General features: G+C 62.2%; 22 protein-coding genes. 4 read left to right on the top strand and 18 right to left on the bottom strand.

The genetic code is table 11. From position 1 onward, the window contains the following. Positions 1 to 93: 93 nt before the first annotated feature. On the top strand, positions 94 to 2,049 hold the full coding sequence (gene acs, locus HPTL_RS08350) for an acetate--CoA ligase (protein ID WP_119335575.1): 1,956 nt from the start codon (positions 94 to 96) through the stop codon (positions 2,047 to 2,049). A gap of 124 nt (positions 2,050 to 2,173) precedes the next feature. On the opposite strand, the gene panC is transcribed toward acs, so the two are convergent. From panC to HPTL_RS08320, 6 genes are read right to left on the bottom strand one after another with little or no spacing between them, the layout of a single operon-like run. Beyond that, positions 2,174 to 3,031, bottom strand: a complete 858-nt coding sequence (gene panC / locus HPTL_RS08345; RefSeq protein ID WP_119335574.1) for a pantoate--beta-alanine ligase — start codon at positions 3,029 to 3,031, stop codon at positions 2,174 to 2,176. A gap of 48 nt (positions 3,032 to 3,079) precedes the next feature. Further along, positions 3,080 to 3,895, bottom strand: a complete 816-nt coding sequence (gene panB, locus HPTL_RS08340; protein WP_119336141.1) for a 3-methyl-2-oxobutanoate hydroxymethyltransferase — start codon at positions 3,893 to 3,895, stop codon at positions 3,080 to 3,082. Between the two features lie 35 nt (positions 3,896 to 3,930). After that, on the bottom strand, positions 3,931 to 4,482 hold the full coding sequence (gene folK / locus HPTL_RS08335) for a 2-amino-4-hydroxy-6-hydroxymethyldihydropteridine diphosphokinase (RefSeq protein ID WP_119335573.1): 552 nt from the start codon (positions 4,480 to 4,482) through the stop codon (positions 3,931 to 3,933). Next, complete coding sequence (pcnB, locus tag HPTL_RS08330; protein ID WP_119335572.1) at positions 4,482 to 5,870, bottom strand: polynucleotide adenylyltransferase PcnB; 1,389 nt, start codon at positions 5,868 to 5,870, stop codon at positions 4,482 to 4,484. Before pcnB ends, folK begins: the two co-directional genes overlap by 1 nt. Continuing rightward, positions 5,860 to 6,543 (bottom strand): histidinol-phosphatase, encoded by a 684-nt coding sequence (locus tag HPTL_RS08325; protein WP_119335571.1) that lies wholly within the window; start codon positions 6,541 to 6,543, stop codon positions 5,860 to 5,862. Before HPTL_RS08325 ends, pcnB begins: the two co-directional genes overlap by 11 nt. Before the next feature lie 3 nt (positions 6,544 to 6,546). After that, entirely contained in the window at positions 6,547 to 7,242 is a 696-nt protein-coding gene (locus HPTL_RS08320) for an HdaA/DnaA family protein (protein ID WP_119335570.1), read from the bottom strand. Between the two features lie 95 nt (positions 7,243 to 7,337). On the opposite strand from HPTL_RS08320, the gene purM reads away from it, so the two are divergent. Both purM and HPTL_RS08310 read left to right on the top strand, forming a co-directional pair. Beyond that, positions 7,338 to 8,387 carry a phosphoribosylformylglycinamidine cyclo-ligase gene (gene purM / locus HPTL_RS08315; protein WP_197713645.1) on the top strand — a complete coding sequence of 350 codons (1,050 nt, stop codon included), beginning with the start codon at positions 7,338 to 7,340 and terminating at the stop codon, positions 8,385 to 8,387. 6 nt (positions 8,388 to 8,393) lie between these two features. Continuing rightward, on the top strand, positions 8,394 to 9,701 hold the full coding sequence (locus tag HPTL_RS08310; protein ID WP_119335568.1) for a hypothetical protein: 1,308 nt from the start codon (positions 8,394 to 8,396) through the stop codon (positions 9,699 to 9,701). On the opposite strand, the gene miaA is transcribed toward HPTL_RS08310, so the two are convergent. The 5 genes from miaA to fliO form a co-directional block, all read right to left on the bottom strand. Beyond that, complete coding sequence (gene miaA / locus HPTL_RS08305) at positions 9,635 to 10,609, bottom strand: tRNA (adenosine(37)-N6)-dimethylallyltransferase MiaA (RefSeq protein WP_197713644.1); 975 nt, start codon at positions 10,607 to 10,609, stop codon at positions 9,635 to 9,637. The genes HPTL_RS08310 and miaA overlap by 67 nt on opposite strands. Positions 10,610 to 10,630: 21 nt before the next feature. Beyond that, a complete protein-coding gene (gene fliR / locus HPTL_RS08300; protein ID WP_119335566.1) occupies positions 10,631 to 11,431 on the bottom strand; it encodes a flagellar biosynthetic protein FliR in 801 nt (266 codons plus the stop codon). 63 nt (positions 11,432 to 11,494) lie between these two features. Further along, the gene (gene fliQ / locus HPTL_RS08295) at positions 11,495 to 11,761 is read right to left on the bottom strand and encodes a flagellar biosynthesis protein FliQ (RefSeq protein ID WP_119335565.1); all 267 of its coding nucleotides are present in this window, start codon (positions 11,759 to 11,761) and stop codon (positions 11,495 to 11,497) included. Positions 11,762 to 11,771: 10 nt separating this feature from the next. Continuing rightward, entirely contained in the window at positions 11,772 to 12,494 is a 723-nt protein-coding gene (fliP, locus tag HPTL_RS08290) for a flagellar type III secretion system pore protein FliP (RefSeq protein ID WP_119336140.1), read from the bottom strand. Positions 12,495 to 12,585: 91 nt separating this feature from the next. Next, complete coding sequence (fliO, locus tag HPTL_RS08285) at positions 12,586 to 12,963, bottom strand: flagellar biosynthetic protein FliO (RefSeq protein ID WP_119335564.1); 378 nt, start codon at positions 12,961 to 12,963, stop codon at positions 12,586 to 12,588. Positions 12,964 to 13,120: 157 nt separating this feature from the next. Here fliO and HPTL_RS08280 point away from each other — a divergent pair, with 157 nt between their 5' ends. After that, entirely contained in the window at positions 13,121 to 13,894 is a 774-nt protein-coding gene (locus tag HPTL_RS08280) for an oxygen-binding di-iron domain-containing protein (protein ID WP_119335563.1), read from the top strand. 37 nt (positions 13,895 to 13,931) lie between these two features. Here the strand turns inward: HPTL_RS08280 and HPTL_RS08275 are convergent, their stop codons facing one another. From HPTL_RS08275 to rsxB, 7 genes are read right to left on the bottom strand one after another with little or no spacing between them, the layout of a single operon-like run. After that, a complete protein-coding gene (locus tag HPTL_RS08275; protein WP_119335562.1) occupies positions 13,932 to 14,357 on the bottom strand; it encodes a DUF1841 family protein in 426 nt (141 codons plus the stop codon). Next, positions 14,357 to 15,019: an endonuclease III gene (gene nth / locus HPTL_RS08270; protein ID WP_119336139.1), complete on the bottom strand. Its 663-nt coding sequence runs from the start codon at positions 15,017 to 15,019 to the stop codon at positions 14,357 to 14,359. Before nth ends, HPTL_RS08275 begins: the two co-directional genes overlap by 1 nt. Positions 15,020 to 15,030: 11 nt before the next feature. After that, positions 15,031 to 15,741, bottom strand: coding sequence for an electron transport complex subunit RsxE (gene rsxE / locus HPTL_RS08265; protein WP_119335561.1), 711 nt, complete (start codon positions 15,739 to 15,741; stop codon positions 15,031 to 15,033). Then, a complete protein-coding gene (locus HPTL_RS08260) occupies positions 15,738 to 16,427 on the bottom strand; it encodes an RnfABCDGE type electron transport complex subunit G (protein WP_170141316.1) in 690 nt (229 codons plus the stop codon). The genes rsxE and HPTL_RS08260 overlap by 4 nt, the downstream gene beginning before the upstream one ends. Next, positions 16,424 to 17,416, bottom strand: coding sequence for an RnfABCDGE type electron transport complex subunit D (locus tag HPTL_RS08255; RefSeq protein ID WP_119335559.1), 993 nt, complete (start codon positions 17,414 to 17,416; stop codon positions 16,424 to 16,426). The genes HPTL_RS08260 and HPTL_RS08255 overlap by 4 nt, the downstream gene beginning before the upstream one ends. Further along, positions 17,413 to 19,104 (bottom strand): electron transport complex subunit RsxC, encoded by a 1,692-nt coding sequence (gene rsxC, locus HPTL_RS08250; RefSeq protein ID WP_119335558.1) that lies wholly within the window; start codon positions 19,102 to 19,104, stop codon positions 17,413 to 17,415. The genes HPTL_RS08255 and rsxC overlap by 4 nt, the downstream gene beginning before the upstream one ends. Next, the gene (rsxB, locus tag HPTL_RS08245) at positions 19,101 to 19,664 is read right to left on the bottom strand and encodes an electron transport complex subunit RsxB (protein WP_119335557.1); all 564 of its coding nucleotides are present in this window, start codon (positions 19,662 to 19,664) and stop codon (positions 19,101 to 19,103) included. The genes rsxC and rsxB overlap by 4 nt, the downstream gene beginning before the upstream one ends. Between the last annotated feature and the right edge of the window lie 14 nt (positions 19,665 to 19,678).

Genomic DNA, 19,678 nt, shown 5'->3' with positions numbered 1-19,678 from the left:
ACCAACGCACGATCGCTTGTCGTGTGTAAGGTTGCTGTAAGATAATGCCGATACATTGATTTTTGTTCCACAAGTGAGAGGGAGTGTCAGGCCATGAGCGAACAAAAGCTCTACTACCCGCCAGAAGCGTTGGTCAAAAATGCTGCGGTCTCGGGGATGGACCACTACCGCCGGCTCTGTGAAGAGGCGGAACGGGACTACGAAGGGTATTGGGCCAACCATGCGCGTAATCTATTGACCTGGAAAAAACCGTTTACCCAGGTGCTGGACGAATCCAACGCGCCGTTCTTCAAGTGGTTTGCCGACGGGGTGTTGAACGCCTCGTACAACTGTCTGGACCGCCACGTCGAAGCGGGGAAAGGTGACCGTGTGGCGATCATCTTCGAATCGGACGATGGCCAGGTCACGAAAGTCACCTACGCGGAATTGTTGAAGCGGGTTGCGCAGTTTGCCAATGCGCTCAAAGCGCTGGGCGTAAAAAAAGGCGACCGCGTGGTGATCTACCTTCCGATGGGCGTCGAAGGGGTGGTGGCGATGCAAGCGTGTGCGCGCATCGGCGCAACCCATTCGGTGGTGTTCGGTGGCTTCTCGGCGCAGGCGCTCAAAGACCGCATCCAAGATGCCGGCGCGAAAGTGGTCGTCACCTCCGACGGTCAGTTCCGCGGCGGTAAGCAGTTGCCGTTGAAAGCGATCGTCGATGAGGCGATCGGCATGGGCGGGTGCGACACGGTCGAGAAGGTGATCGTGAACAAACGCACCGGCATGGCAATCAATTGGGTAGAAGGTCGCGACTTGTGGTGGAGCGACGCGATCGCTGGGCAGAGCGACGTGTGCGAGCCCGAATGGGTCGAAGCCGAACATCCCCTCTTTTTGCTCTACACCTCCGGTTCGACCGGGAAGCCGAAGGGGGTACAGCACTCGACCGGTGGGTATCTCACCCACGCGGCGCTCACGATGCTGTGGACGTTCGATTACAAACCAGAGGACATCTTCTGGTGTACCGCGGATATCGGCTGGATTACCGGTCACACCTACGTCTGTTATGGGCCGCTTGCGGTGGGCGCCACCCAGGTTGTCTTCGAAGGGGTGCCCACCTACCCGGATGCCAGCCGCTTCTGGCGGATGATCGAAGCGCACAAGGTTTCGATCTTCTATACCGCGCCAACCGCAATCCGGGCGCTCATCAAGGCGTCGGAGAGCAACCCGGACGTGCATCCCAAGCGTTTCGACCTCTCGTCGCTGCGGATCCTCGGGTCGGTGGGCGAGCCGATCAACCCGGCGGCGTGGGAGTGGTACTATCGCGAAGTCGGTGGTGAACGGTGCCCGATCGTCGATACCTGGTGGCAGACCGAAACCGGCGGCCATATGATCACGCCGTTGCCCGGTGCCACGCCGCTTGTGCCCGGTTCGTGCACGCTGCCGTTCCCGGGGATTCAGGCTGCGGTGGTCGATGAGACGGGGAACGAAGTCCCGTGGGGTCAGGGCGGCTTCCTGGTGATCAAGAAGCCGTGGCCGTCGATGATCCGTACCATCTGGGGCGATCCGGAGCGCTTCAAGAAGTCCTACTATCCGGCGGACTTCCAAGGCAAGCTCTACTTGGCAGGAGACGGTGCGATTCGTGACCCCGAAACCGGTTACTTCACCATCACGGGCCGGATCGACGACGTGCTCAACGTCTCAGGACACCGGATGGGGACGATGGAGATCGAATCGGCGCTGGTGGCGCACGAACTCGTTGCCGAAGCGGCGGTGGTCGGTCGTCCGGACGAAGTCACCGGCGAGGCGATCGTCGCGTTCGTGGTTTTGACGCGCCCGCGTCCCGAAGGAGAAGAAGCGGCGCAGATCGTCAAAGAGCTGCAGAACTGGGTGGCGAAAGAGATCGGGCCGATCGCCAAACCGAAAGAGATCCGTTTTGGCGACAACCTGCCGAAGACCCGTTCCGGCAAGATCATGCGCCGCTTGCTGCGTCAGCTCGCGAAGGGCGAAGAGATCACCCAAGACACCTCGACGCTCGAAAACCCAGCGATCCTGGAGCAGCTCAAAGGCTGACGAACAGATGGAGGAGGGCGGGCGTAATGCCCGCTTCACAAAGAGGAGATTACCCCCGGCCTTATGGCCGGGTTTTTTTGTCGCTCGCGAGTAGGCTACCCTTCGACCAATGGGGTGATCTTCTTCACCCCACCTCGATGTTGTCGATCAACCGTGTCGTTCCCAAGCGGGCCGCGCCCAAGACGACAAGGGGTTCTGCGGCCAAATCGGGCGGGGTGCAGCAAGGTGGCTGCAAGTCGTGTTGCCGCCGGATCGCAACGTAATCCGGTTGCCAGCCGTGGCGGGCGAGCGTGGCGATCGCCTCTTGTTCCAGCGCAGCATAATCCCCTTGCCCCGAACGGAGGGCGTCGGCCGTGGCTTTGAGCACCTGGAAGAGCCGCGGCGCTTCCTGCCGTTCCGCTGGCGAGAGGTAGGCGTTGCGAGAAGAGAGCGCCAATCCGTCGTCGGCGCGGACGGTCTCGCCCGCTTCGATGGTGATCGGCAACGCGAATTGTTCCACCATGCGGCGTAGGATCATCAACTGTTGGTAATCTTTCTTGCCAAAGAGGGCGATCGTGGGTTGGATGATCGCAAAGAGCTTCATCACCACGGTAGCAACACCGCGGAAGTGACCCGGGCGCGCGGCTCCTTCCAGAATCGCGGCGTAGCGTTCCGGGGGTTCGACGAAGAACTGCTGCGGCTCCGGGTACATTTCCGCGACGTCGGGCGCAAAGAGATACGGCACCCCGAGTGATTGCAACAGCGCCGCATCGCGTTCGAGCATCCGCGGGTAACGGCCGTAGTCTTCGTTTTGACCGAATTGCAGCGGGTTGACGAAGATGCTCACCACCACGTTGGGCGTGCGCGCGAGCGCTTGCCGTGCGAGCGCCAAATGGCCTTCGTGCAGCGCGCCCATCGTCGGGACGAAAGCCACCTCACCGAGCGTGGCGCGGTGTTCGCGCCAGGCGCGGATCGTCGTGAAGGTCTGTAACGTGCGGTCCATCACCCCTCCGTGCGTCGTCGGATCGGTTCGATGTTTTGCGGCACCGCGTCAGTAACAGTGCGCTTCCGTGGGAAACGCGCCGCTTTTCACGGCGTTGACGTACGCGGCAACCGCAGCGTGGATGCTTTCTGCGCCGGCAAGGAAGTTTTGTACGAAACGGGCTTTGCGTCCCGGAAAAATGTCGAGGATGTCGTAGAGGACGAGCACTTGCCCGTGACATTCGGGGGCGGCGCCGATGCCGATCGTGATCATTTCGTCGGTGCGGCGGGTGACCTCTTTTGCGACCGCGCGCGGCACCATTTCGAGCACGATCATCGCCGCACCAGCAGACTCCAGCGCCGAGGCTTCGAGATAGAGCCGTTCGGCTTCCGCCTCCAAGCGCCCTTGCACTCGGTACCCGCCCAGTTGGTTGACCGCTTGCGGGGTGAAGCCGATGTGGGCGCAGACCGGGATACCGCGTTCGACCAGGAATTGCACGGTATCGACCATCGGCATGCCCCCTTCGAGCTTCACCATTTGGGCGCCGGCCGCCATCAGTTGTGCTGCGCTGGCGAACGCCTGTTCGGGGCTTTGCTGGTAGCTGCCGAAAGGCAGGTCGGCGACGATGAAGGGGCGGTGCGCACCGCGTGCGACGCACGCCGTGTGGTAACACATTTGTTCGAGGGTCACCGGTAACGTCGTCTTGTGCCCTTGAATGACGTTGCCCAGCGAGTCCCCGACCAGCAGGACATCGACGCCGGCACGATCGAGCAGTGCGGCAAACGCGGCGTCATAACAGGTGAGCATCGCGATCTTCTCACCGTTTTCCCGCATGCGTTGCAGCGTGGTCAGGGTTACGGGTGATGCTTTATCTGCAGCGTTCATCGCCGTGGCTCCCGGGTTGGGTTGCGCATAGGGTGTCATTGTGCCAAAGCCTCTATCGGTTGCAAACGTGTCGATTCGGGTGCGGCAAGCGGCGCGATCCGAGTAATCGGCTGCGCCGCTACGGCCGGTAGGTAGTCGAGTAACCGCCCCAGGCCCGGTGCGGTCAGGTCCGGGGCCAGCTCCAAGAGTGGTAACAGCACGAACGCGCGCTGGTGAAGCCGCGGATGGGGTACGGTCAGGTGCGGCAAGCAATAGCGTTCGTTGCCGTAGAGGAGTAGATCGAGATCCAGCGTCCGCGGCGAATGGTAGCCCGTGCGGATGCGGCCGAAACGCGCTTCGAGCGCGAGTAACGCAGCAAGCAGCGCCTCGGCATCGAGCTGGGTACGCAGCGCCGCAACCGCGTTGTAGTAGTCGGGTTGCGGGGCATCGACCTCGATCGCGCCGCTGCGGTAGAGGTGCGAGAGCGCGATCACTTCGGTTTGGGGCAGCAGCGTGAGGCACTGTGCCGCGGCAGCCAGTTGCCCAGGGGCGTCTCCCAAGTTCGCGCCAAGGCCGACATAGGCCGTGACGAAAGGGTTTTGGGTCATCACGCCTCCTTGCTCGGTGTCGCAACGGGTGGCGCCGCATCCGTTTGTGCGACGGCAGCGTCCGCGGAGCGCGGTTTCGCTTTCTTGCGGCGCCGGCGTTTTTTCTTGCCAGGGGCGTTTCCCTGTTGCGCGGCGCGGATCAGTTCGGCGCGTTCGGCTTCGCTGGCGTGGGCGAAGCGTTCCCACCACATGCCCAGCGCTTCGGGCACTTCGCCGGCGCAGACCCGCAACATCAGGAAGTCCCATGCCGCTCGGTAACGCGGTTGTGTAAGCAGCCGATACGGGTATTTCCCCGTCCGTTTCTCGAACCGGGGTTGCAGCAACCAAAGTTCCCGCATGTCGGCAGCCATCGCGCGCGTCAGCGCGAGCGCCGCGAAATCTCCGGAAAGGACTTCGTCGCATGCCGCTTGCAGTGCCGGCACGCGGGGCAGTCCGGCCTGTTCCCCGGCAACCCACGCTTCACGCACCACCGGCCAGAGCATCGCGCCAAGCGTGAACGCGGGGGAAACCGGTTTTCCCTCGTGAATTCGCCGGTCGGTTGCGTCAAGCGCGATCTCGAGAAACGTACGGTAGTGGGGCACGGCAAGCAACCGCTCTACCGGCGCGAGAGCGTGTTCGGCCAATCCCTCTTCCTGCAGACGCGCCAGGCAGTGCAGCGCGCGACCGGAAGTAAGGACTTTGATGAGTTCATCGACCAACCGTGCTTGGGGAACGTTCGCAAGAAGCGGCGCAAGGCGGCGCAGTGGCGCCCGTGCGGCCGCATCGATCGTCAAGCCGAGCTTCGTGGCCAGGCGCACGGCACGAAGCATCCGCACGGGGTCTTCGCGGTAGCGCTTTTCGGGGTCGCCGATCATCCGCAGCACACCCGCTTGCAGGTCACCCACGCCGTGGTGGAAGTCGTGGATCACGCCTTGAATCGGGTCGTAGTAGAGCGCATTCGCGGTGAAGTCGCGGCGCAGCGCGTCCTCTTCGATGGTGCCAAAGACGTTGTCTTCGAGAATACGGCCATGTTCGTCCGTGGCCAGCGCGTTGGGGTCGACGTGGGCGCGAAACGTGGTCACTTCGACCGTTTCCCGTCCCGCATAGACATGGACGATGCGAAAGCGGCGGCCGATGATCCGGGAACGGCGGAAAAGGGCGCGCACCCGCTCCGGGGGCGCGTCGGTCGCGACGTCGAAATCTTTGGGTTTGCGCCCCAAAATCAGGTCGCGCACCGCGCCGCCGACGATCAATCCCTGATGGCCGTTGCGTTGCAGCGTTTCACACACCCGCCGTGCCGCAGGGGAGATCCGCTCCGGGGCGATGCCGTAGTGCGCCGCGTTCAATACCGCAGGTTTCGGGCGCGGAGCGATTTTGGCGGTGAGTGTGCGCAAAATTTTACGAATCATCTTCCATCGGCTCCCGGAACGAGACGATACGCCAGCCGTTACGCTGCGCGGCTTCGCGCAACGTCGGATCGGGATCGACCGCGATCGGCTCATCGACGCGGGTAAGGAGCGGCAGGTCGTTGTGCGAATCGCTGTAGAAGCGGATCGTCGTAAACGAATTCCACCAATAACCCAGCGACTCCAGCCACGCCTCGACGCGCGCGATCTTGCCCGCTTGAAACGCCGGTGTGCCGCGGCAGCGGCCGGTGAAACGGCCGTGTTCCACCTCGGGGATCGTCGCGATCAGGTGTTCGATACCGAACGCGCGGGCGATCGGGCCGGTGACGAAGGCGTTGGTCGCGGTGACGACCGCAACGAGGTCACCGCGCGCACGGGCCGCTGCGACTTCGGCTTGCGCGCGCGGCAACATCATCGGGCGGACGACCGTCTCCAGGTATTCGGCGCGCAGCGCTTCCAACGTTTCCCGATCGTGGCGCGCCAGGGGGGCGAGTTGAAACGCCAAGAAGGCGTCGATGTCGAGCGTACCGGCCAGATAGTCGTCGTAGAACTGCTGGTTTTTCGCTTCGTGCAGCTCGCGGTCGATCAAGCCTTTGCCGATGAGGAATTGCGCCCAGTTGAAGTCGGAGTCACCGGCAAGTAGCGTATTGTCCAGATCGAACAGGGTCAAATCCATCGTTCAGGGTTCCTGTGAAATCAGTTGCCACACCGCTTTGACGAGCGGTGCGGTGATCGGTTTGCCCCGGCGCAGGCTCTCTTCGCTGGCGGCTTCGAGTACCAGCAAGAGCTCGGGAATGGCCCGCGACGCATGGGTGAGCAAAAAGCGCACGGCATCGTCGGAAATCGCTACCCCCCATTCTGCGGCACGTCTCGCGATGAGGCGCGCCCGCCCTGTGTCGTCGAGCGGCGTTACCGGCAGGAGGGGAAGCAGCGCCAACCGGGTGCGCAGATCTTCCCGCAAAGGCAATTGATGCGGCGGGGCGTTCGCCGCGACCAACCACCGCTGCTTGAGGCGTTCGGCGCGGTTGAACGCATGAAAGAGCGCCTCTTGTGCCGCGGCGTCCGCCACGTCGAGATCGTCGAAGAGGACCACGGCACCCGACAATTGCGGTGGCGGTTCGAGAAACGGTTCGCGCAACGGGCAGTAGCAGGCGACGTTGCCGTTACGGCGCACCGTTTCCGCGACGGCGTGCAACAGGTGGCTTTTGCCGCTTCCCGCTGGCCCCCAAATCGCGAGATGAGGGGTGGTCACCCCCGGCATCGGTTCGTTTACGGCAAACCGTTCGAGCGTCGCAACGAGCGCTTCGTTGCCCAGCGGTTCGAAATTGTCGAAGCGTTGGGGCAGAGGGTCGAAAAGATCCAGTAGCAGTTGCACCGGCCGGGTGTCTCGCGTCTCGGTAACCGTTCGTCGTACAATTCGGAAAGTGCGAATTATCGCCGTGACCAACCATTTCTGCAAGGGAGCCGAACGTGGCGGGATTGACTTATCGGGATGCCGGTGTCGATATCGACGCTGGGGACGCGCTCGTTGACCGCATCAAACCTTGGGCCGCGCGGACGATGCGGCCAGAAGTGCTTGCCGGTATCGGCGGCTTTGGGGCGCTCTTCGCTTTGGGGCAGCGCTATCGCGATCCCGTGCTGGTTTCGGGGACCGACGGTGTTGGTACCAAGCTGAAATTGGCGTTCGCGTGGGATCGTCACGACACCGTCGGCCAAGACCTGGTGGCGATGAGCGTCAATGACATCCTGGTGCAAGGGGCAGAGCCGCTCTTTTTCCTCGACTACTTCGCGTGTGGTCGGCTCGACGTCGGGGTTGCCGAACGGGTGGTCGCCGGTATCGCTCAGGCGTGCGAAGCGTGTGGGTGCGCGCTGATCGGCGGGGAGACGGCAGAGATGCCCGATATGTACCCCGATGGCGAATACGACCTGGCCGGTTTCGCGGTGGGGGTGGTCGAGCGCGCGCAGTTGCTCGATGGCAAGAACGTGGCACCAGGGGACGTGGTGCTTGGGTTGGGCAGTAGCGGTGCCCATTCCAATGGCTATTCGCTCATTCGCAAGATTTTGGCCCGTTCGGGGCTGGGGGAGGACCCAGAGGCGGATGCCAACGTGGTGCTCGACGGGCAGCCACTGCGCGACGCAGTGATGGCGCCAACGCGGCTCTACGTGAAGAGTATCCTCGCCGCACGCGCGGCGCACCGCGACGCGATCAAGGCGCTGGCGCACATCACGGGCGGCGGATTGACCGAAAACCTGCCGCGCGTGCTGCCGCAAGGCACGGCGGCTGAAATCGAGCGCAACGGGTGGCCACGCCCGGAACTCTTCCAATGGCTGCAAGCGCACGGGGAGGTCGCGGACGATGAGATGCTGCGTGTTTTCAACTGCGGCATCGGTATGACGGTGGTGGTCGACCCCGGTGCCGCGGATGCGGTTGCGGCAACCCTTGCGGCGATGGGGGAAAGGGTCTACCGGATTGGCGCGATCGTCGCGCACGAAGGGGCGCCGCACGTGCGGTACGTCTGATCGCCGATGCGCGGTTGGGGGATTTTTGCGGTGGCGCTGCTCGCCACCACAGGGGGGATGGGTGCGCCCACCTTGCCGTGGGCGGGCGCGCTTGCCTGGCTATTGACGCCGTGGCTCTTTCCGCAGCTCGACGCGCGGCAAAAGCGCACCGTCGGCGCGCTCTTGGGAATCGGTCTGCTGCTTGCGCTCTCGGCAGCGGCGACGGGGCATTCCGTGGCGTGGGCGAAAATGCTCACTCAAAATACACTCCTGATCGCGATGCTCGCCAGCGTCACCTTTTTGCAGTTGGTCGCGCCAGCGCCGCCTGCGGTGCGTGCGGAAACGCGTCCAGCACCGCCGTGGCGGCGGCTGCTGCAAGTGGTGAGCGCGGTGCACCTCATCGGTGCCGTGATCAATCTTTCGATGGTCGTGATCACGGTCGAACAATTGGTCAAGCGATCGCACGCGCCGCTCCCTGAGCCGATGGCGCGGGCGCTGGCGCGCGGGTTCCTCGCCGCGGCGTTGTGGTCTCCGTTCTTTGCCGCGATGGCGGTGGCGATCACCTACGCACCCGGTGCGTCGCTTGCTGCGATCGCGCAGTATGGCGCGCCGCTGGCTGTCGTGTTGATTGCGTTTTCGATTGCCGAGATCGTCCGCCGTTATCCCGCCGAAGCATTGGCATCGTTGCCCGACTATCCGTTGACGCCACGGCAGTTGTTTTTGCCGTTCGCGATGGCAACGCTGGTCGTCGTGGGGCATGAATGGCGTCCGGATTGGGCGATGCTTTCGGTGATCAATCTTGCCGCAATGGGGTTGCCGTTCGTCGTGTTGCTGGTTCGCGCCTCGGCAGCGGAGTGGCAACATACGCTCTACCACCATATCGTCGAGCGGTTGCCCTTGATGCGCGGGGAGTTGCTGCTTTTCCTTGCCGCAGGGGTGTTCGCCGTGGGCATCGAGTCGTGGCTGCCGGTGATCGGCCACTGGTTACCCGTTGCCCGTTTCGATTGGGTCGTGGCCGCCTTGACTTTGGCCGGGATGATCGCGCTTGCCTCCATTGGCGTTCATGCGGTGATCACCATCACCATCGTCAGTTCGTGGTTCGCGCCGCTGGCGCCAGACCCTGTCGTGCTTGCGCTCATGTTCTTGGGTACGTGGGCACTGGGGTTGGCGGTGAACCCCCTTTCGGGGGTCCATCTGTTACTGGAAGCGCGCTTCGGCCTCTCTGCAGTCCAGCTCGCCCGGGGCAACTGGCGTTATGCGATGATCGGCTACGCTTTGGTGGTCGCAGCGATCGCAGTCCGGCAAAGCCAGGCGCTGGCTTTGGCAATCAGCTGAGGGTCACACGGATCGAGCACCGTGACGCGTGGCCAGCGGTTCGTGAATTGCCGCAACCAGGTCAGTTGCCGTTTCGCCAGTTGGCGTGTCGCCGCAATGCCTGCCGCGATCATTTCCGTTTCGCTCAGTTGCCCGTCCAGATAGGCCCAAACCTGGCGGTAGCCCACTGCGCGCATCGACGGATGTTCCGCAGTCAAGGCTGGGCGCTGCCGGAGTGCCGCCACTTCCGCGACGAACCCGGCGGCCAGCATTTGGTGAAATCGTGCCGCGATCCGGTCGTGCAGCCAAGTCCGTGACCCGGGAATCAACGCCAAAAGGGTCAGTCGATCGCGCGGCGCTTGTGCTTGGTGCTCGGCCAGCACCGCTGCCATGGGTTTGCCCGTGGTCAACACCACTTCGAGGGCGCGTTGGATGCGTTGCCGGTCGTTCGGCGAAAGCCGTGCCGCCGTTTCCGGATCGTGTTCCGCAAGCCAAGCATGGAGTTTCGGCCACCCTTCGCGTGCGGCGCGTGCGTCGATTTCGGCGCGTAGCGTGGCGTCCGCGGCAGGCAAAGCCGCCAAGCCTTCGTGCAACGCCTTGGCGTAGAGCATCGTACCGCCAACCAACAGCGGGATCCGGCCGCGTGCAGCAATCTCTGCCGCTACCCGCTCGGCGTCGGCGACGAAACGCCCGGCTGTGTAGGTTGTTTCGGGTTCGACGAGATCGATCAGGTGGTGCGGACACCGGGCCCGTTCGGACGCATCCGGCTTCGCGGTTCCAATCGTCATGCCGCGATAGACCAGCGCCGAGTCGACGCTGATCACTTCGACGGGAAAGCGTTCGGCCAGCGCCAGCGCCAGCGCGGTTTTGCCGCACGCGGTCGGACCGAGGATCGCCGGTAGGGGGAGGGGGGATGCGGTCGTCGTCACGGGGGTAATGGTACCCGATCGCTAGGTGGGCAGCGCGCCCAGGGCGTGGAGAAAGCGCTCAGCCCACGACAACCCATCGACGAACAGTTGTTGCATCGCTTCTCCAAGCGCCGGAAAGACGGCCCAGAGCGCCAAGAAACCGATCGTGATCGTGATCGGAAACCCGATCGCGAAGATGTTGAGTTGCGGCGCGGTGCGGGTGAGAAAACCCAGCGCGATATTGGTGAGCAACAGGGCTGCGGTCACGGGGAGCGCGATCATGAACGCGGTGGTGAAGAGGATCGCAGGCACTTGCACCGCAACCGCCCATCCGGCTTCCCATGCCCAAGGACCGCCAAGCGGTGGCAACCATTCGAAGCTGCGCGCCAGCGCCAGAATCAGCATCAAATGACCGTCGAGCGCCAAAAAGAGAAGGGTGGCGAAAACCCCGATGAACTCGTTCAGGACTGGGGTCTGTGCGCCGCTCGTCGGGCTGAAGAAAACGGCGAACGACAGCCCCATTTGGAACCCGACGAACGCTGCAGCGAGATCGATCGCTGCGAAGATGAGGCGCAGGAAAAAACCGATCGCGACACCGATGAGGATTTCGCTGACGATCGCGGGCAGAATCAGCCAGGAGCCGAGCGGTAGCGGCTTGAGAAGCGGCGCGAGCGTGGGCGCAAGCACCAAGGTTACCGCAAGCCCCAGCGCCAGGCGAACGCGGGTGGGAACCGCACGGTTCGAAAAGACCGGGGCGGCGGTGAGGAGTGCCAGCACGCGAAACAAGGGTAGCCCGTAAAGGGCGAGCCACGTGCTCCATTGCGTTTCAGAGAGGGTGAGCATCGGGGGCCTTTTCCCTGGAGGCGCTGCGACCAGCCCGATAGGCAAGTAGCCGCAACAGGTGGATCAGGAAAGGAGTAGTGGCAGATCGGTCATCAGACGCGTCATGAAATCGGTGATCGTCTGTCCCATCCAGGGACCCATGAAGACCAAGGTGGCGACCACCGCAACGAATTTCGGAATGAAAGTAAGCGTCATTTCGTTGATCTGCGTCGCGGCTTGGAAGATACTCACCAGCAACCCCGTGAGCAGCGCCGCCAGAAACGGCGGTGCTGCAAGGAGCAGCGTCGTGATCACGGCGTCCCTGGCCAAATCGAACAGCGCAGCATGCATCGCTTTTCTCCTAAAGACCAAAACTGCGAACGAGCGAACCAACCAACAGCGTCCAGCCGTCGACCAGCACGAAGACCAGGAGTTTGAACGGCAGCGCGACCAGGATGGGTGAGACCATCATCATCCCCATCGACATCAACACCGACGCGACGATCATGTCGATGATGAGAAACGGCAAAAAGATCACGAAGCCGATCTGAAACGCGGTTTTCAATTCAGAGGTAAGAAACGCGGGCACGATCACGCGCAGCGGCAGTGACTCAGGTTTTTCGACCGCTGGGGTTTGTGCCAAATCGGCGAAAAGCCGCAGATCGTTTTCACGAACTTGCGCCAGCATGAACGCTTTGAGCGGCTCCGCGGCTTTTTCTGCGGCCGCCTCGAACGGCAGCGTATCGTTCTGGTAGGGTACCCACGCTTCTTGGTAGATGCGGTCGAAAACGGGCGCCATGATGAAGAAGGTGAGAAAGAGCGCGATGCCGATCAGCACCTGGTTGGGGGGCGAGGTTTGGGTTCCCAACGCCATGCGCAGCAGCGACAGCACGATGATGATGCGGGTGAAACTCGTCATCATCAGCAACGCCGCGGGAAAGAACGTGAGTGCGGTAAGGAGCAGCAGCGTCTGCACGTTGAGCGAATAGCTCGACGCGCCATTGGGTTGCGGCGTCACGGTCGCGAGCGGAATGCCCTGTTGCGCGAGTACCGGGTGACTGATCAGGAAGAGCGCGCAAGCCATGAAGAACACGGCAAACCACGAAACGTGTCGACGGCGCTTCGTCACGGTTTGCTCGTGCCCGAATGAATGCCGCATCGGTACCGTGGGGCGGTTATTCCGGTTGGCGATGGGTGTCATCGCGGCCCTCGTCTTGCGGTTGGGGGATGGATTCTTTTGATGTGGCGTCCGCAGAGGGTGCAGAGCGCCCGTGCTGAACGTTCGCGATCGTCTGGGCAAAACCCTTGTGCCACAGTGGGGTGATCTGTTGTGGTGTCACGCCCACGAGCACCCGTTCGCCTTCTACTTCGAGTAGAACCACCCGTTCTCGGGTGCCCACGGCAACGGCGGTGACGACGCGCAATTGCCGGTTACCGCTCGCGCCGCCGGGGCGACGCTTCAGCCATTGGCTGACTCCCCACGCCACCACCACCAACAAAACCAACACGCCGATCAGCCGCACAAGCGGCGCCCACTGTGGATCCCAGTTCATCGTGTCGCTCCTTCTGCGTTGCCATTGTCGCGCGTGCCTCCGCCAGATGGTGGGGAGAAAAAGGGGGAAAAACACACCTTTTTTACAGCACTATTTCCTTTCGTGCCTTTTGTGGGAAAATGGCGCAGAACACTCGCAGCAAGGCAAGGAATTGCTGATGGCAATCGAGCTCTTCAACAATGGTGAGCACGTCGTGCTCGGGTTCTACGACTTGGTCGATGAAGAACGCAACCACGCGGTGCAATGCAACCAATTCCTGGTGATCGACGCGCACCATGCAGCGCTCTTCGACCCCGGCGGCAATATGACCCATACGGGTCTGTTGATGGGAATGTCCAAATATTGCCGGCCGCAAGATATCGACTATATCTTCGCGTCCCACGCCGACCCGGACATCATCGCGTCCGTCAATAAATGGCTGATCACCTCGCACGCTAAGGTGTACATTTCGAACCTGTGGACGCGGTTCGTTCCCCATTTCACCACAGGGAAAGATTACTCCGACCGTATTCTGGGAATCCCCGACGAGGGAATGCGAATCCCGCTCGGCAACAGCGAAGTCATCGCGCTGCCGGCGCACTTCATGCACGCGGAAGGGAACTTCCAGTTTTACGATCCGGTCGCGAAAATCCTCTTTTCCGGCGATTTGGGCGTTTCGATCGTCGACCATAACGAAGCGGCGAAACCGGTGGCCGATTTCGACGCACATATTCCCAAGATGAGCGCGTTTCACCGGCGCTATATGGTGTCGCAAAAGATCCTGCGCTATTGGGCGAACATGGCGCGTTCACTCGAGATCGAAATGATCGTGCCACAGCACGGGCAACGGTTCGAGGGCAAGGCGATGGTCCAGCGGTTCATCGACTGGGTGGAATCGTTCCCGTGTGGCGTCGACCTGATGACGCAGGACAACTACCGCGTGCCCCGCTGATCGGTCGACGCACCACGCAGCATGGGCGCGCTTCGCCTCACGGCAAGCGGCGGATCCGTTCCAGATAGCTGTCGTTGTCCGGCATGCGGCCAGCGCGTTGCGCTTCGAAGAGCGTCATGCCCAGCGCTTCGACCAGATCGTGCAACGCTTCGTGCGGATCGCCGCGCTTTTGTACCCGCGCGGCGTAGAGCGCTTTGATGCCAGGCGGTTGGTCGATCGCCAACTGTTCGGCTACGGCCAAATGTAGCGTCAAATGCAAAAAGGGATTGACGCCGCCATCTTCCGGTGTGTAATCGCGAAAAAGCTGCGTTTCATCGTCAAAGAGCGCAAAGTATTCCGGGTGGAGTGCGATCACCTCGGTGGCAACCGCCTGCATCGGTTCGAGCGGTAATCCGGCTCGCCACCGGCGATAGCTTTCGGCCAGAAAACGGCGGACATCGTCGCGGGATGGTTGAAAGAGCATCACGTCTCCTCTGTGGTAAGCGGTTGCGGCGGGACCGACTTTTCGGGGTAGCCGCACAAATCGGCAACCAAGCACCGGTTGCACTGGGGGCGCCGCGCCGTGCAGGTGTAGCGCCCGTGCAGGATCAACCAATGATGCGCATGGCGGCGATACGGTTTTGGGACGCGCGCCATGAGCCGATCTTCCACTTCGCGAACGGTTTTGCCGGGTGCCAGCCCCATCCGGTTGCTGACACGAAAGATGTGGGTGTCAACCGCGATCGTTTCTGCTCCGAAGAGCGTATTGAGCACAACGTTCGCGGTCTTACGCCCGACACCCGGTAGGCTTTCCAGGTACGCGCGGTCGTTGGGAACCGCGCCACCGTGCTCGGCACAGAGCCGCTCGGCAAGGCGCTTCAAATTGCGCGCTTTGCTTTGGTAAAGGCCAATCTTCCGGATGTGTGCGGCAATTTCCGCTTCGGAGAGCTGCGCCATCGAACAGGCGTCGGGTGCGACCGCAAAGAGGGTTTGGGTAGCGGCATTGACGCTTTTGTCCGTTGCTTGCGCAGAGAGCACCACTGCAGCCAAAAGCTGGAAGGGGTTGCCGTAGTGCAGCTCGGTGGTCGGCTCCGGGTTGTTGGCTTGCCAGCGCGCAAAAGCCTCCGCTACCGCGGCGTCGCTCATCAGCGCAGCAGTCACGCCTCACCCCCGATGGGCGTTGGTGCAGCGGGCGCGGATGCCGCCAAAGTGCGTTTTTTCGTTCGCGCTTTTTGCCACGCGGTGAGCGCGTTGTGCGCAGCAACCAAAAAGCCCAGCACGATGAATGCGCCCGGAGGCAACATCGCCAACAGGAACCCCTGGGACGCATCGCCGAACAGCGTAATCGCGGACCAAGACGGCACGATCCATTCGATTCCGGCAAAGAGCGTCCCTTGTCCAATGATCTCACGAATCGCACCGATCAGCGCCAACACCCAGACGAGCCCCAACCCCATCATCAATGCGTCCAACCCTGCGTAATCTGGGCGATTTTTCGCGGCGAACGCCTCGACGCGTGCCAACACGATGCAGTTGGTGACGATCAATGGCACAAAAATGCCCAAAACCAGATAGAGGGAGTGCAAATAGGCGTTCATCAGGAGATCGACCACGGTCACCAACCCCGCGATGATGAGAATGAAAACGGGAATTCGGATCTCACGCGGGATCACATGACGCAATACCGCAACCGCGGTACTGGCGATCATCATCACGACAACCGTAGCCAACCCCAAACTGACCGCGTTCACGAAACTGGTACTGACCGCGAGCGTCGGACACAGCCCCAGCATTTGGATCAACGCCGGATTCTGTTTCCAGAGCCCATTTACGCCCAATTCGTTGGCGATCGTTCCATGGCCGTTCATGGTTGGTTCCCTTTCTCGTCGTTTCCGCGTTCGCGATTGGCTAACGCGACCAATTGTGCGAAGGCGCTGCTCGCCACCCGCGCGCCGCGCTCGATTGCCATCGTTGCGGCGCGGGCGCTGATCGTCGCACCGGCGTGCGCATCGACGAATCCGCCATCTTTTTTGACCCGCCAGGGACCTGGGTGCGCAGCGATCGGTATGCCAGCGAATTGCGTGATCCACGGGCGCGCCTTGTTGCGATCGCGTTCCGGGTCGATATAGTCGCCAAGCCCAGGGGTTTCATGGTGTTGGGTGACGCGGGCGCCCATGAGTTCCCCGCTTTTATTGACCGCGACGATGACCACAACGTCGCCCCCGTACCCTTGGCGGCTTCTTGCCGGCACGATCACCAGCTCGGGTTCGGCCTCACGAAAGACCACGTACCCTTTGGCCGGCGGGTTGAGATCGAGCGCCTTCGTGATCGCTTCAGGTAACGTTATCTCGCGGATGGTGCGCGCAGGAGGAGACGGTGGGACGAGTGCCCGAACCAGTCGCAGCTCTTCTGCTTGAATCGCTGCTGCAATCGGCGCGCGGGTCAGTTGGTAGGCGCCACTCATCAGCAGTGTAAACGCCGCGGCAAACAGGGTCAAGAGCAACGACGAGCGGAGCACCGCTTGCCAAACGGTGGGTTGGGTAGCCGACGTCATGGGTGGTCCTCCCCAAAGACGCGCGGTTGGGTCTTCATCTCGATCCATGGGGCCGCCAGATTCATCAGCAGAACCGCAAACGCGACCCCGTCCGGAAATTGTCCGAAATGGCGGATCAAGAAAACGAGCAGCGCAGCGCCCGCAGCGAACACCCATTGCCCGCGTGGCGTGACCACCCCGCTCACCGGGTCGGTGATGATGAAGAATGCGGCCAGCATCGTGCTGTACGCGAAGAGATGGACCCACGGGGGCGCGAACCGTTCTGGGGCGACCAGCCAGGCGAGGGTGGACAGAACCCCCAAGGTCAGAAGAAACGCAAAAGGAAGGCGTCCCGGGATGATCCCCCGAAGCCATAAGAGGAGGCCACCCGCCAGGAACGCCACTGCGATCCACTCGTACCCGGCACCCGAGAGGGTGCCGAAAACGGGCGAACGCCCCAGGAGCTCACTAACCGCCTGGCCACTATGGACCGCGGTCCGGAGCGTGTCCAACACGGTCGCGCTCGCCAGTGCATCGACGTTGGGGGTTCCAAGGAAGCTGGCCCATTGCCACGCAACGGGTGTCGTTGGTAACGGCCAGCGCGAGAGCTCTGCTGGAAACGAAACGATCAGCGCCGCAAAAGCGACCATCGCCGGGTTGAACGGGTTTTGTCCAATACCGCCATACAGCTGTTTCGCGACACCGATTGCAATCACGACCCCCAACAGCGTCAACCACCAAGGAACGGTTGTAGGCAGAGCCAGGACCAGCAACCAAGCGGTGACCACCGCCGAAAGGTCGGTGACCGCGGAAACGATCGGTCGTCGCCGCACCCACAGCAGCAGCGCTTCGACGACAACGGCGGCGACGCTGGCCAGGAGCAATTGCGCCAACAGGACCGGGCCGAAGAAAATCACGTGCAGCACGATCGCTGGAATGAGCGCAAGCAAAACCCATCCCATCACACGGGTGACGCTGACCGGTGCGCGCCAATAAGGAGCCGTGATCATTCCCGATTCTCTCCGGAAGGTTCTGTCGCCTCTGCAGCCCGTTTCGCACGGGCGCGCGCCAGCGCCGCTTCAACGAGCGCCTTTTTCCGTGCGTCCGGATCGTTCGTGCCGAGCGCTTGGGGCGAAGGTGCGCTTTCCTGCTTACTGTCCGTGTCGCCAGGCGATGCTTCTGTCGATGACTGCTTCGCTTGGGCTTCGAGTCGTCGCTTCGTTTCGGCGGCTTTGGCGGCGGCGCGCGCCGCTTTTTCCGCTTTTTCCCGTTCCAAGCGGTAATTGCGGAACTCGAACCGGGCCTTCGATTGTTGTGCTTTACTTTTTTCCCGTTCGCGCTCCCAAATCTCGCTTTTGGCGTAACGGTAGTAATCGACGAGCGGGATGTGCGCGGGGCAGACATAGGCGCAGCAGCCGCATTCGATGCAATCGAACAGGTGAAACTCCTGCGCTTTGCCGAATTGTTGCGCCCGGGCGAACCAATAGAGCGCCATGGGCTCGAGACGGGCAGGGCACACCGGCGCGCAGGCACCGCACCGAATACACGGCTGCTCCGGCGGCGGTGGCGGGAAAAGGTCCGGCGAAGCGGCAATGATGCAGTTGCTCCCTTTGAGGATCGGTGCATCGAGGTCAGGAATCGCAAAGCCGGTCATCGGCCCGCCCAAAAGGTAGCGATCGACCTCTGGTTTGGGTGCCATCTCAAGGATGAGCTCCGCAATGGGATGACCGATTCGGACCCAGCGGTTACCCGGATCGTCCGCGGCACCCGTCAGCGTGACGACGCGCTCGATCAACGGTTCGCCGTCGGTGAGCGCACGATGGACGGCGCGCGCAGTGCCCACATTGAACACCAACACGCCAAATTCGGCTGAGAGATGACCGTACGGCACTTCGATACCCGTCAGGCGTTCGATCAGCTGTTTTTCCCCGCCGGCTGGGTAGATGGTCGGGATCGCCACCACGGTGACCGTGCCATGGTTGGCCGCGGCGGCTTGCATCGCCGCAATGGCTTGGGGCTTGTTGTCTTCGATACCGATCAAAACCTCTTGGGCGTGAACGGCAGCGGCCAGGTCGCACGCGCCTGCGACGATTTCGGCTGCATGCTCGCGCATCAGCCGGTCGTCACACGTGATCCAGGGCTCACATTCGGCTCCGTTGATGATGAGGGTTTTTACCGGGCTCGACGCCACTTTGGCGTGTGAAGGGAACGCTGCGCCGCCCAATCCTGCTAGCCCCATCTGTTGGAGGAAGTCGCGAATGCGATCCGTGTCGTCGCAAGCGCCCCGATACGGTGTGGGTTCGATCGCCTCATCTTTGCCGTCGGGCTCGATGAAGTACGCCAGCGCGGGCAACCCTGAGACATGGGTCATCGGGTAATGCCCCAGATCGCGAATCACACCTGAGGTCGGCGCGTGCACTGCGACGCCAAATTTCCCTTCGGGTTCTCCGATTTTTTCCCCTTTCCGTACCCGGGCACCGATATCGACGATCGGTCGTGCAGTGAAGCGAGGATTGACCCGAAGCGGAACGATGTAATGCGATGGCATCGCGACGTTGCGGATCGGAATGTCAGCGGTCTCCTGCTTGTGGTAATCGGGAAAAGCGATCCCCCCGTCGATCGGGTAGAGTTTCCGCCCCGAAACCGGGTCGACCAAAGTGTTCGCCGCTGACGAGGTCAGCCAGGAAAACCACCTCATACCGTCTCCGTCGTTTTTCTTTCCGATGACCACGTCGGCTTGGGCCACTTCCAGGTTTCCAGCGATTCGGGGATCGGCTCCATCGTGATGCAGTCGACGGGGCACGGCGCAACGCACAATTCGCACCCGGTGCACTGCGTGTCGATCACGGTGTGCATCTGTTTTGCTGCGCCGACGATCGCATCGACCGGGCACGCTTGGATGCACAACGTGCACCCGATGCAGCGGGTCTCGTCGATGACCGCGACGGATTTAGGTTTCGCAGCCGCTTCCTCTTGCTCGAGCGGTTTGTATTCCCGACCCAAGAGTTCCGCCAGGCGGCGCACCCCTTCATCGCCACCGGGGGGGCACCGGTTGATGTCCGCTTCTCCTTTCGCGATTGCTTCGGCGTAGGGACGGCAGCCCGGGTACCCGCACTGGCCGCACTGCGTTTGCGGCAAAATGGCGTCGATCTGATCGACGATCGGATCCCCTTCGGCACGAAACCGCACGCTTGCCCAGCCCAAGATGACACCGAGCACCAGTGCGATTCCGCCCGTCACCAAGAGCGCGGTTAGCATTCGCGTTTCCTTTT

It is taken from the genome of Hydrogenophilus thermoluteolus, from assembly GCF_003574215.1.
GTDB lineage: Bacteria > Pseudomonadota > Gammaproteobacteria > Burkholderiales > Rhodocyclaceae > Hydrogenophilus > Hydrogenophilus thermoluteolus.
The sequence above is the reverse complement of the archived record's forward strand: the minus strand, read 5'-3'. Positions and strand labels throughout refer to the sequence as shown.